This is a genomic window from Cellulomonas soli (genome assembly GCF_052036975.1).
Lineage (GTDB): Bacteria > Actinomycetota > Actinomycetes > Actinomycetales > Cellulomonadaceae > Cellulomonas > Cellulomonas soli_A.
On sequence record NZ_JBQIAR010000017.1, the window covers coordinates 40,298 to 52,408 of the forward strand.

The window sequence follows — 12,111 nt, forward strand, 5'->3', positions numbered from 1 at the left end:
GCCTCAGGGCGTCGGTACGCCCGTGGCCTCGGCCAGCGTCGGCCCGCCGTCGCCCAGCCGCCATGCCCGCCAGCCGTCCACCAGGGACTCCGAGCCGGACGCCGCCGCGGCCGCCTCACCGGGGTCGGCGTACACCGAGCCGTCCTCGAGCTCGATCAGACCGTCGGCGCGCAGCAGCGCCTGCAGGCGTTGACCTCGACGTTCGCGCAGCCACACCAGGGTGGTCAGCGCCCGGCGGCTCTTGGCCAGGGTGGTCAGGGCCGGGTCGGGCACCTGCAGGGAGGCGTCGGTGAGCGGACCCCAGTCCGTGAGGGTGTCGTCGTGCCGCAGCGAGCGCCACGGGGTCGGACCGCCCGTGCCGTTGCCGGACGCGGTCGGCGTCACCATCGAGGCGCGCAGGGCGGCGGTCGGTCCGGTGAGCATGCCGGCGGCCGGCACGGCCGACACGTCCGCGGGCACGAGCGTGCGCAGACCTGCCGGGGCGGGTGCCTGCCCGTCGGGCTCGTCGCCGGCGCCCGCCGGTCCGGTCGGCTCGGTCGACTCGGTCGGCTCGGGCTGATCGGTCGCCGTGTGGCTGCTGCGCCGCGACAGGGGCGTCGGCTGCGGCACAGGGGGCCGCTCCGCGGGCCCGACGGCCCGCAGCTCACCGGTCGGCGGGCTGGGCCGGCGGCCGAGGCCGGGGCCGCCCGGCGTGCGCATGTCGTCCGGGTGGTAGGCCATCGCGCTGGCGAACGCCTCGCTGGACCGCACGAGCCGCAGGGCCGTGGGCTCGACGGTGCGGCGCACACCCTCGTGCACGGCGAGCGGCGAGACGTCGACCAGGCGCCGGTCGTCGACGCCGCGCACCACACCGACCTGGAACACCTCGACGTGCCGGCCGGGGCCGCGCAGGAACGCCAGGGAGTCCGAGGCCTCGGCGGCGACCTCGGAGCACAGCAGCACGAGCCGCACGCCCTCGCGTCGCGACGTCTGCGGGCCCGAGGAGACCTGCTCCCGGAAGGCGGCGTAGTCGATCCCGAACCGGCCGGGGTCCACGTGGTACGCCCGCGCCAGGTCGGTCACCGTCATCCGGCCGGCCTGCCCGGCCCGGCGCATGGCCGTCACGAGGGCGTCGTCGTCGATGACCTGCGCGACGTCGAACACCACGGGGCGTCCGGAGGCGTCCAGCGCGAGCAGGTCGGGGGCATCGGTGTGCTCGGGGACGGAGGCACGTGAGCGCACCGTGAACAGCGGCTCACCGGCGATCGCCGCCAGGTGGCCGGCCAGCAGCGACGCGCACTCCTGCGCGAACGACCCCGCCAGCGGCTGCATCGGCTGGACGAGGCGCACCTTGCCCTCGTCGAGCTCGAAGATCGGCATGTGCCCCCAGCCCCTCCTGGGCGCGCAGCGGTCCGCCGCACGCACCGTCGCCACCCGTCGCGCGCCGCGTCCGGCACGCCCGCCACACTGTCCCACAGCCTGCGGGCCACGTCAGCCCTCGTCCGGGTGGTCCCCGCAGGTCGGGCGCTCAGTCGCGCGCGAGCCGCGCCTCGACCCGTTCGACCTTCCCGTCGAGCTCACCCGCATGACCTGGACGGATGTCCGCCTTGAGGACGAGGCTGACCCGGTTGCCGTGGCGACCGACGGCCTCGGTGGCGCGGCGCACGACGTCCATCACCTCGTCCCACTCGCCCTCGATCGTGGTGAACATCGCATCGGTGCGGTTCGGCAGACCGGACTCGCGCACGATGCGCACGGCATCGGCGACGGCCTCGGTGACGGACTCACCCGCACCGAGCGGGGCGACGGAGAAGGCGACGAGCATGCGCCCAGCCTGGTCGGTGCACCGGCATCTCGTCCAGCCGGCCCGATTCGGACATCTCGGACACCAGGCGGTAGGAAGTGCGCATGAACCCCCGTACCCGCTGGGCCGAGCTGCGCGCGTGCGACCCCGCGTTCGCCGACGCCGTCACGGCCGTCTTCGACTCCGGCACCCACAAGGTGCTCGCCACGCTCCGCGAGGACGGGTCGCCGCGTGTCTCGGGCACCGAGCTCGTCATCGGCGAGGAGGAGCTGCTCGTCGGCATGATGCCGCGCTCGCTCAAGGCCCGCGACGTCGCCCGGGACCCGCGGGTCGCGATCCACTCCCCCACGCTCGAGCCGCCCGTCGACCTGGCCGGCTGGATCGGGGACGCCCGGATGGCCGGGATGCTGGTGCCCGTCGACGCGCCCGGGCACGTGCCCATGGTGCCCGGGTCGGTGTTCTTCGCCCTCGTCGTCACGGAGGTCGTGCTGACCCGCGTGGGCGACCCTGCGGACCACCTGGTCATCGACTCGTGGCACCCCCGGCGCGGGCGCCGCACGCAGACCGTGCGCTGACCGGCGCTCCCACCAGGGCACCGACGCGGACCGGGCCGGTGTCGGTGCGCAGAGGTAGGAAGGGACGCATGAGCGAACGCACCCGGTGGTCCCAGGTCCGTGCGGCCGACCCTGCCTTCGCGGACGCCGTCGCGGCGAGATTCGACGCGGGCACCAACAAGGTGCTCGCCACCCTGCGTGCCGACGGCTCCCCGCGGGTCTCGGGCACCGAGCTCGTGATCGGCGAGCGCGACGTGACGCTGGGGATGATGCCGCACTCCCTCAAGGCACGCGACGTCGTGCGCGACCCGCGTGTGGCGATCCACTCCCCCACGCTCGAGCCGCCCGCCGACCTGACCACCTGGGAGGGCGATGCCAAGCTGGCCGGGCGACTCGTGCCGATCCCCAAGCCGGCCGACCAGACGGGCCCGGACGGCCTGTACTTCGCCCTCGACATCAACGAGGTGGTGCTGACCCGCATGGCCGAGTCCGCCGACGAGCTGCTGGTCGAGTCCTGGCACCTCGACCGCGGACGGGAGACGCGTCGGGTCAGCTGAGGGCCCACTGGCGCTCGGCGGCGCCGCGTGCCGGACCCGCTCGTTGTCACTTAGGTTAGGCTCTCCTCACTAGTGATCGCGGGTGCTGCGCGCCCGCGCTCGGACGAAGGAGAAGCCGTGGCGCCGCCGCAGCACCCCGTAGGCCTCCGCTCCCCCGGGGCTCGGCGGACACCGCCGCTCCCGCGGGCCGCCGACACGCTCCCCGCAGTGCTGACCTGGGTCGTGGCACTGTCCGCCACCACCGTCTACCTCGCCGTGGGTGCGGTGCTCGACGGCGCACGCGACGGCCGCGGCACCAGCGCAGGCGTCCTCGCCGGCCTCCTCGCGGGCCTGCTCGGCATCGCCATCGCCGGGTTCGCCGGCCCGCGCCTCAGCCTCGGCGCCGTCGGCCCCCGCGAGAAGGTGCGCCGCGACGTGCTGCTCGAGCAGCTGTTCACCCTCGGCGTCGCGTTCCGCACCGAGGGCCGCTCCGGGCGCTTCGTGTCGACCGCGACCGACGGTGTCGAACGCGCCTCCGGCTACGAGGCCACGTTCCGCCGGCCGATCCTGGCCTCGATGACCGTGCCTCTCGTCGCGCTCGTCGCGCTCGGCGCCGCCGTGGACTGGACCATCGCCGGCTGGCTGGCCCTCGCCCTGCCCGCGATCCCCCTGCTCATCGGCGGGTTCCAGCGGGCGTTCCGCAGCGTCTCCACGCGGTACCGCCAGACGGCCCGACGGTTCTCGGCGCAGTACCTCGACGCGATCCAGGGCCTGCCGACGGCCACCGCCTTCCACCGCGCCGAGGCCAAGGGTGCCGAGCTGGCGCGCGACGCCGAGAGCCTGCGCGTGATGGTCATGCGGCTGCTCGCCGGGAACCAGCTCGTGCTGCTCGTCATCGACTCCTCGTTCTCGCTGGTCATGGTCACGGCCGCCGCCGGCCTGGCGTTCGAACGTCTGCGGGACGGGGCGATCAGCCCCGGCCAGGCCGTGGCAGTCGTGCTCGTCTCGACGGTGCTGCTCGAACCCCTCGACCGGATCGGCCAGTTCTTCTACGTGGGCATGGGCGGGCGGGCGGCGGTGCGCGAGATCGACGGCGTGCTGGCGCAGCGGCCGGTCGTCGCCGACGCACCCGGCGTGCTGGCCCCGCCCGACATCCGGCCGCACGGCGCACCGGCCACCGCCGACGCGCCCGCCCTGGAGCTCGAGCACGTCGACTTCGCATACCCCGGCGGGCCGCCCGTGCTGCGGGACGTCTCGTTGAGGGTGCCCCGCGGCCGCCGCGTCGCGCTCATCGGTCCGTCGGGGTCAGGCAAGAGCACCGTCGCCGCGCTCGTGCAGGCGCACCTGCGCCCCGGCGCGGGCACGGTGCGGGTCGACGGTCTCGACGCGACGACCGTGCCCGTCGACTGGGTGCGCTCACGCACGGCCGTCGTCGCGCAGACCACCTACCTCTTCACCGGCACGCTCGCCGACAACCTGCGGTTGGCCGACCCGGACGCGACCGACGAGCACCTGTGGCACGTGCTCGCACAGGCCAACCTGGCCGACGAGGTCCGCGCTCTCCCCGACCGGCTGGCCACGCGCGTCGGCGAGCGAGGGCTGTCGCTGTCGGGCGGCCAGGCCCAGCGGCTCGCCGTCGCCCGCGCGCTGCTCAAGGACGCCCCGATCCTGGTGCTCGACGAGCCGACGAGCCAGGTCGACGCCGCGTCCGAGACCGCCCTGGTCGACGCCCTCGACCGTGCCGGTGAGGGGCGGTCCGTGCTGGTCGTCGCGCACCGCCTGAGCACGGTCCGGTCCGTCGACGAGGTCGTCGTGCTCGCCGCCGGGCAGGTGGTCGAACAAGGCCCACCGGACCGGCTCGGTGCGATCGACTCCTACTACTCCCGCGCCCTGGACCTGTCCGGCGCTCGCACCCTGGAGGCGACCCGATGAGCGCCGTCGCCGACATGTCCCGACTGGCCGTGTCCCGCCGGCTCGTCCGGTTCGGCCGACCGGTGCTCGCACCCCTCGGGATCTCGCTGGTGTGCCGTGTGGCCGGGACGCTCGTCGGCATCGCCCTGCTGGCGGTCGCCGCCAGTGGGGTGGTGCGCGTGGTCGACGACCCGTCCACCCCGGTCGGGCCCGTGCTGTGGACGCTCGTCGGGCTGTCGCTGGCCAAGGGCGTGCTGCGGTACCTCGAGCAGTTCGCCGGGCACACGGTCGCGTTCCACGCGCTCGCCCTGCTGCGTGTCGACTTCTACGACCGGCTCGCACCGCAGTCGCCCGCCGGCGTGCTCGGGCGGCGCACCGGCGACCTGGTGGCCCGCGCCACCAAGGACGTGGACCGCGTCGAGGTGTTCTTCGCGCACACGCTCGTCCCCGCCGTCAGCGCCGTGCTCGTCCCCGCGGCCGTGCTCGTGACGCTCACGGTCGGCTACGACCCGGTGCTCGCGCTCGCGCTGCTGCCGTTCCTCGTGCTGGTCGGCGCGGTCGTGCCCGCCTGGGGGCGCGACCCGTCCGCCGCGGCCGCAGCGCGGGTGCGGGTGGCTCGCGGGCGTCTTGCCCAGCTGGTCACCGAGTCGTTGCAGGGCGTGCGGGAGGTCCTGGCCTTCGGCGCCGCCGGACGTCGACGCGACGCCGCCGGTGACCTCGCCGACGACGTGGACCGCGGATTGCAGAGCCTGGCCACCTGGACCGCCCGACGCCGGGCCACGAACGGCCTGCTCACCGCCGGTGCGCTGGCCACGGTGGCCCTCGTCGGCGCGGAGCGCGTCGCCGCCGGCTCCCTCGACTGGGCCTCGTACGCGGTGGCGTGCGTCATCGCCCTGGCCTCGTTCGGCCCGGTGCTCGCCGTCGAGGACGTGGCACCCGACCTGGAGCAGGCGTTCGCGTCGGCCCGGCGCATCTGGGCGATCACCGACGCCGCACCGGCCACCACCTCCCCCGCGCACCCCGTGCCGCTGCCCGCAGGGCCGTTGGAGGTCCGGTTCGAGCACGTGACGTTCGGCTACCCGACCCCCGAGGACGAGCAGCCGCCGCAGGTCCCCGGACCTCCCGTGCTCGTCGACGTCGACCTGCACGTCGCGGCCGGGACGACCACCGCCGTCGTCGGACCCTCGGGCTCCGGCAAGTCCACCCTGGTCAGCCTGCTCACCCGCGCCTGGGACCCCGACGCCGGCCGGGTGCTGCTCGGCGGCCTCGACGTGCGCGACGTCTCCTTGGAGGACCTGCGGCGCCATGTCGCGGTCGTCGGGCAGAGCACCTACCTGTTCAACGACACGATCGCCGCCAACCTGCGCCTGGCCGCCCCCGACGCGAGCGACGAGCAGCTCGTCGAAGCCTGCCGCCGGGCCGCGCTGCACGAGACGATCACCGCGATGCCCGACGGCTACCTCACCCGTGTCGGCGAGATGGGCGAACGCCTGTCCGGCGGGCAGCGCCAACGCCTGGCCATCGCCCGGGCACTCCTGCTCGACGCCCCCGTGCTCGTGCTCGACGAGGCCACCAGCCAGCTCGACGTGACGACCGAGGCCGAGATCCAGGACGCCCTGGCCGAGGTCTGCCGCGGACGCACCGTGCTGGTCATCGCCCACCGGCCCGGGGCCGTACGGACCGCGGACCGGATCGTGCGGATCGAGGAGCTCACGGCGACGACCGCCCAGGTCGGCTGACCGCGCCACGGGCGCGGGCCGCACGAGACGAAGAGACCAACCGGTCCGCCTGGGTCAGACGCTCCGCCGCGGGAGCCACGTCCAGCTGGCGAGAATGGCTTCACCCAGTTCCTGCGTGACGCCGTGGCCGGTGTACAAAGCCGTGGCCGGTGTACAGACGGGTGACGCGCGACGGGCCGGCACCGAGCAACCGATACGCGGGTCTGCCCGCGCGGTCCCGGGGTACGACGATCTGGTGGTCCAGCATGCCGGTGAACGGCGTCGGTGCCCGCAGCCCGATCTGACGTTGCGCCCAGCGTGCGGCAAGGTCCTCGTACCACCCCGACATCGCCCCCATGGCGAGCGCATCGACACAGGGCGTGGTGTCCTTGAGAGAGCGTCGCCGACTCCGGCAGCGTCGGTTGACACGCGTCGAACAGGTCACGTCTACTCGTTCGATGAGACCTCGAAGTCCCGGCGCCCCACCCACCACGCACCGCATGCGCTCGCACCGGTCGGTGAGGTAGGGCTGATGGACCAGGACACGTGGCTCAACATCGCGCTCGTGCTGCTGTTCATCCTGGTCGGCGGGGTGTTCGCCGGGACCGAGCTGGCGCTCGTGTCGCTGCGGGAGAGCCAGGTCACCCGGCTCGCGCAGCAGAGCACTCGCGGGGCCCGCGTCGCGAAGGTCGCCCGGGACCCCAACCGGTTCCTCGCCTCCGTGCAGATCGGCGTGACACTCGCCGGTTTCTTCTCCGCCGCGTACGGCGCATCGACGTTGGCCCCCGACTTCGCCCCTGCGTTCGTGCGCCTCGGGCTGTCGAGCGGCGCGGCAGACGCGACCGCGCTCGTGGTGCTCACGCTCGTCATCGCCTACCTCTCGCTCGTGCTCGGCGAACTGGTGCCCAAGCGACTCGCCCTGCAGCGCGCCGCCACCGTGGCGCTGCTCGTCGGACCGCCGTTGGACCGCTTCGCGTCGCTCATGCGCCCCGTCGTGTGGCTGCTCTCGGTGTCGACGAACGCCGTCGTCCGCATGCTCGGCGGCGACCCGCGTGCCACGTCCGAGCAGATGTCCGACGAGGAGCTGCGCGAGCTCGTCATCGCGCACGAGACCTTGCCCGAGGACGAGCGCCGCATCCTCGCCGATGTCCTCGACGCCGGCGACCGCTCCCTCGGCGAGGTCATGCGACCCCGCGTCGAGGTCGCCTTCCTGTCCGCCGACCTGACCGTCGCCCAGGCGATCGAGGCGACCACGGCTCGCCCGTTCTCCCGGTACCCGGTGACCGGCGAGGGCTTCGACGACGTCGTCGGGTTCCTGCACGTCCGCGACCTGCTCGGCGCCCCGGCGGAGGCGACGATCCGCGACCTGACGCGCACCGGCCTGTTCCTGCCGTCGACCAACCACGTGCTGCCGTCGCTGTCACGCATGCGCCGTGAGGGTCTGCACCTGGCGGTCGTCGTCGACGAGTACGGCGGCACCGACGGCATCGTCACCCTGGAGGACCTGGTCGAGGAGCTCGTCGGTGACATCCGCGACGAGTACGACGTCCCCGGCCCGGCCGCTCCTCTCACGGGCGACGACGGGTCGATGAGCATCGACGCGGGTCTCACCATCGAGGAGTTCGGCCAGGTCACCGGCGTCGCGCTGACCGACGGTCCGTACGAGACCGCCGCCGGGTACGTGATCGACCGCCTCGGGCGGTTGGCCGTCGAGGGCGACACGGTGACCGTCGAGGGCCGGATGCTCCTGGTGGAACGGATCGACGGGCGGCGCATCGTCCGGCTGCGTCTGGGCGGCACGGACCCGGCGGTCCCGGCGGACCCGACCGGCCCCGCCACCTGAGCCCGCGTCGACGGGTGCCCCACCCGGCGCGACCACCGACGCGCTCGTACGATGCGCGGGGCGGGTGCACGGACCGGATCTGCGCTGGGGGAACGGGGGTCGAGGGGTGGGCGGTCGTCGGCACGTGCCCGGGCCCGAGCACGTCATCGACGTGTTCGTCTACGTCGTCGTGCTGAACCTGACCGCGCAGTACGCGCCCGAGGTGATCACCGAGACGTTCACCACGTCGTTGCTGGTGGCCCTGCTGCTCAAGCTCGTGCTCGAGGTGGTGCTGGCCGCCAAGCGGAAGGCGAAACGGCGGTTCACCGCGGCGCAGACCCCGCTCGGCAAGGCCGGTGGCCTGCTCACGCTCGCCGTCCTGCTGCCCGGCTCGAAGATCCTCGTGCTCGAGCTGGTCGCGTTCGTGTTCGGCGATGCGGTGAGCCTGGGCGGGTTCTTCACCGTGACGGCACTGATCATCGCGCTGCTGCTGGCACGCCTGGGCGTACGACGCCTGCTGGAGCTACCGGAGGACCGGGTCTAGCTCTCGTCGGCGGTCGGCGCCTTGTGCGCCTTCCACGCCTGCGCGAGCTGGCCGATCACGACGATCACCATGGCGGCGAACGTCCACCAGTTGCGCAGCCAGACCGCGGCCGCCCCGATCAGCACGGCGGCGACGATCCAGAACACCCGTTGGCCAGTCATCCGCTGCACCCCTGCTCGGTCGGTACGCACGGCCGACGCCGCCCGCGTCGCGGCACGTCGCGACGGCGATGTCCGCCCGCCATGTCTACCGCACAGGGTGCCTGCCGGGCGGCCGAACGGGCGACGGACGCGGAGGGCGGGCTGTCAGGCCCCCGCGCGGGCCCGGACTCGTTCGGCGAGCAGCTGGGCCAGGTGGTGCCCCGTGACCCCGGCGAGCTGTTCGGCCTGGGTGCGGCACGAGTAGCCGTCGGCCAGGTAGATGTCACCGGGGGCCGCGGCACGCAGGGCAGGCAGGAGGGAGTTCTCGGCCACGGCGACGGACACCTCGTAGTGGCCCTTCTCCATGCCGAAGTTCCCGGCGAGCCCGCAGCAGCCGGCGGTCGTGGAGAACGTCGCCCCGGCCTTCGTCAGCAGGGCCCGGTCGGCGGTCCAGGTCATCACGGAGTAGTGGTGGCAGTGGGGCTGCACGACGGCGGTGACGTCGGACAGGTCGGGCACCTGCCAGCGGTCGCCGGGGCCGACGGGGGCGTCGGCGGTGAGCAGCTCGGCCAGGGTGTGCGTCTGGCGGGAGACGGCCGCGGCGCGCGGGTCGTCGGGGAACAGGTCGAGCAGGTCGGAGCGCAGGACGGCGGTGCAGGACGGCTCGAGGCCGACGATGGGGATGCCGTTGACGGCGAACGGGCCGAGCGCCTCGAGCAGGTGCTCGAGCTGGTGCTTGGCACCGTCGAGCTGACCGGTGGAGATCCAGGTGAGGCCGCAGCACGCCTGGTGGTCGGGCACGAGCACCTCGTAGCCGGCGTCGTTGAGCACGGTGACGGCGGCCTTGGCGACGTCGGGGGCGAGGGTGTCGCTGAACGAGTCGGTCCACAGCAGCACGGGGGTGCGGGTACCGGTGCGGGCGGCGGACGGTGACGCGCCCCGGGTGACGAGGTCGTGGCCGCCCTTGCCGACCCAGGTGCGGAACGGTTCCTCGGCGAACGCGACCATCTTCCGGCGGGTGTCCATGCCGCCGGCGGCGAGCACGGCCTTGGCCAGGGGGCGGATGCCGAGCAGGGCGTTGGCGACCTTGGCCAGGCCGGGCACGCCGGTGACCAGGCGGGCCCAGCGGGGCAGCCAGCCGAGCGCGTAGTGGTTCATCGGGCGCAGCCGACGTCGGTATGTCCGGTGCAGCACCTCGGACTTGTACTGAGCCATGTCGACGCCCGCCGGGCAGTCCGACGAGCACGCCTTGCACGACAGGCACAGGTCGAGCGACTCGTGCACCTCGGGCGAGGACCAGCCGCGCGAGACGAGCGTGCCGTTGGCCATCTCCTGCAGCACACGGGCGCGGCCGCGCGTGGAGTCCTTCTCGTCCTTGGTGGCCAGGTACGACGGGCACATGAACCCGCCCGCCGCGGTGCTGTCCGCGCGGCACTTGCCGACGCCGACGCAGCGGTGCACTGCCGTGGTCAGGTCGCCCGCGTCGTGCGGGAACTGGAAGCCGCTCGCCGCCGGCAGGCGTCGGGCCGCCGGGCGGCGCAGGTCCGCGTCGAGCGGGCGCGGGTTCACCAGCACGCCCGGGTTGAGCAGGTCACGCGGATCCATCAGCGCCTTGAACGCGCCGAACAGCTCGATGGCCTTGGCCGAGTACATGATCGGCAGCAGCTCCGAGCGGGCGCGGCCGTCGCCGTGCTCACCCGACAACGACCCCCCGTGCGACGCGACGAGCTCGGCGGCGTCCTGCATGAACGCGCGCAGCGGGTCGCCCGAACGTTCCATCGGAATGTCGAGCCGCAGGTGCACGCAACCGTCGCCGAAGTGCCCGTACGCCAGGCCGTCGACGCGGTGCGTGGCCATGAGCGCCTCGAGCTCACGCAGGTACGCGCCGAGCTGCGCGGGAGGCACCGCGGAGTCCTCGAACCCCGGCCACGCCTGCTCCCGCGAGGGGGTCCGGCCACCCAGACCGGCGCCGTCCTCACGGATGCGCCACATGGCGGTGGCCTGCGGCCCGGGCGGGAACACCCCGACGGCGCTCGTGCCGGCGTCCGCGGCCAGGGCCTTCGCGCGTGCCATCGCCTCGTCGAGCGTGTCACCGCCGACCTCGACCATGAGCCAGCCGGCGCCGTCCGGCAGCGGAGGCACCGCGCCAGGGCCCTTGACCGCTCGCACCACGTCGATGAGCCGGGAGTCCATGCCCTCGATGGCCAGCGGGCCGTGCGCGAGGAGCGCGGGCACGGCGTCGGCGGCGGTGGGCATGTCGGGGTAGCCGAGCACCACGAGCACGGGTGCCGCGGCGATCGGCACCAGGCGCACCGTCGCACCCAGCAGCGTGCCGACCGTGCCCTCGGTGCCGACCAGGGCCTTGGCCAGGTCGGTGCCCTTCTCGGGGAGCAGGTGCTCGAGGGAGTACCCGGACACCTGGCGGCCGAACCGGCCCAGCTCGGTGCGGATGACGTCGAGGTGGCCGCGGACCAGCGCGTCCAGGCCGGGCACCACGTCCAGCGCCCCGGCACCCGCGCCGGCCTCGAACCGGCGACCGAGCCCGTCGACCACGTCGAGCGCGAGCACGTTGTCGGCCGTGCGCCCGTACGCGACCGCGCGCGGACCGCACGCGTTGTTGCCGATCATGCCGCCGAGCGTCGCGCGGGCCTGCGTGGACGGATCCGGGCCGAACCGCAGCCCGTGCGGGGCCGCAGCCTTCTGCAGGTGCGCCATGATCACGCCGGGCTCGATCCGGGCCGTGCGGGCCTCCGGGTCGATCTCCAGGATGCGGTTCACGTGCCGGGAGAAGTCGAGCACGATGCCGGTGCCGACCGCGTTGCCGGCCACCGACGTGCCACCGCCACGCGACGTCAGCGGCACGCCCGTCTGCCGGGAGACCTCGGTGGCGGCCAGCACGTCGTCGACGTCCTGGGGGAACACCACGACCTGCGGCACGACCCGGTAGTTGGAGGCGTCCGTCGAGTACTCCGCGCGACGGCGCGTCGAGTCGTCGACGCTCCCCCGCACCGCGCTGCGCAGCGCGTCGACGACGTCCGGGGCGGTGGTCTCGGTCAGGGCTGCCACCCGCCGAGTGTCCCACCGCGCGTCTGGGACCCGGCGG

The 12,111-nt window shown here is 74.0% G+C and carries 10 protein-coding genes; 6 read left to right on the plus strand and 4 right to left on the minus strand.

Annotated elements, in window-relative coordinates; all coding sequences use genetic code 11:
- Nucleotides 1–3: 3 nt before the first annotated feature.
- A complete protein-coding gene (locus ACTHAM_RS15690) occupies nt 4–1,359 on the minus strand; it encodes a hypothetical protein (protein WP_440689132.1) in 1,356 nt (451 codons plus the stop codon).
- A 148-nt stretch (nt 1,360–1,507) separates the two neighbouring features.
- On the minus strand, nt 1,508–1,804 hold the full coding sequence (locus ACTHAM_RS15695; protein ID WP_440689134.1) for an MTH1187 family thiamine-binding protein: 297 nt from the start codon (nt 1,802–1,804) through the stop codon (nt 1,508–1,510).
- An 83-nt stretch (nt 1,805–1,887) separates the two neighbouring features.
- On the opposite strand from ACTHAM_RS15695, the gene ACTHAM_RS15700 reads away from it, so the two are divergent.
- From ACTHAM_RS15700 to ACTHAM_RS15725, 6 genes are all read left to right on the plus strand, one after another.
- Entirely contained in the window at nt 1,888–2,358 is a 471-nt protein-coding gene (locus tag ACTHAM_RS15700) for a pyridoxamine 5'-phosphate oxidase family protein (RefSeq protein ID WP_440689136.1), read from the plus strand.
- 68 nt (nt 2,359–2,426) lie between these two features.
- A complete protein-coding gene (locus tag ACTHAM_RS15705; protein WP_440689138.1) occupies nt 2,427–2,894 on the plus strand; it encodes a pyridoxamine 5'-phosphate oxidase family protein in 468 nt (155 codons plus the stop codon).
- Nucleotides 2,895–3,101: 207 nt separating this feature from the next.
- Nucleotides 3,102–4,805, plus strand: a complete 1,704-nt coding sequence (locus ACTHAM_RS15710) for an ABC transporter ATP-binding protein/permease (RefSeq protein WP_440689140.1) — start codon at nt 3,102–3,104, stop codon at nt 4,803–4,805.
- A complete protein-coding gene (gene cydC, locus ACTHAM_RS15715; RefSeq protein ID WP_440689142.1) occupies nt 4,802–6,523 on the plus strand; it encodes a thiol reductant ABC exporter subunit CydC in 1,722 nt (573 codons plus the stop codon). The genes ACTHAM_RS15710 and cydC overlap by 4 nt, the downstream gene beginning before the upstream one ends.
- A 511-nt stretch (nt 6,524–7,034) precedes the next feature.
- Nucleotides 7,035–8,345 carry a hemolysin family protein gene (locus ACTHAM_RS15720; protein WP_440689144.1) on the plus strand — a complete coding sequence of 437 codons (1,311 nt, stop codon included), beginning with the start codon at nt 7,035–7,037 and terminating at the stop codon, nt 8,343–8,345.
- 106 nt (nt 8,346–8,451) lie between these two features.
- The gene (locus ACTHAM_RS15725) at nt 8,452–8,868 is read left to right on the plus strand and encodes a hypothetical protein (protein ID WP_440689146.1); all 417 of its coding nucleotides are present in this window, start codon (nt 8,452–8,454) and stop codon (nt 8,866–8,868) included.
- Here the strand turns inward: ACTHAM_RS15725 and ACTHAM_RS15730 are convergent.
- Nucleotides 8,865–9,029, minus strand: coding sequence for a hypothetical protein (locus ACTHAM_RS15730; RefSeq protein ID WP_440689148.1), 165 nt, complete (start codon nt 9,027–9,029; stop codon nt 8,865–8,867). The genes ACTHAM_RS15725 and ACTHAM_RS15730 overlap by 4 nt on opposite strands.
- A gap of 144 nt (nt 9,030–9,173) precedes the next feature.
- Nucleotides 9,174–12,074, minus strand: coding sequence for an FAD-binding and (Fe-S)-binding domain-containing protein (locus ACTHAM_RS15735; RefSeq protein ID WP_440689150.1), 2,901 nt, complete (start codon nt 12,072–12,074; stop codon nt 9,174–9,176).
- Nucleotides 12,075–12,111: the final 37 nt, after the last annotated feature.

Excerpts from the sequence above, each read along its gene's own strand:
- ACTHAM_RS15690 (WP_440689132.1), bottom strand. The coding sequence starts at position 1,359 with ATGCCGATCTTCGAGCTCGACGAGGGCAAGGTGCGCCTCGTCCAGCCG.
- ACTHAM_RS15695 (WP_440689134.1), bottom strand. The coding sequence starts at position 1,804 with ATGCTCGTCGCCTTCTCCGTCGCCCCGCTCGGTGCGGGTGAGTCCGTC.
- ACTHAM_RS15700 (WP_440689136.1), top strand. The coding sequence starts at position 1,888 with ATGAACCCCCGTACCCGCTGGGCCGAGCTGCGCGCGTGCGACCCCGCG.
- ACTHAM_RS15705 (WP_440689138.1), top strand. The coding sequence starts at position 2,427 with ATGAGCGAACGCACCCGGTGGTCCCAGGTCCGTGCGGCCGACCCTGCC.
- cydC (WP_440689142.1), top strand. The coding sequence starts at position 4,802 with ATGAGCGCCGTCGCCGACATGTCCCGACTGGCCGTGTCCCGCCGGCTC.
- ACTHAM_RS15720 (WP_440689144.1), top strand. The coding sequence starts at position 7,035 with ATGGACCAGGACACGTGGCTCAACATCGCGCTCGTGCTGCTGTTCATC.
- ACTHAM_RS15730 (WP_440689148.1), bottom strand. The coding sequence starts at position 9,029 with ATGACTGGCCAACGGGTGTTCTGGATCGTCGCCGCCGTGCTGATCGGG.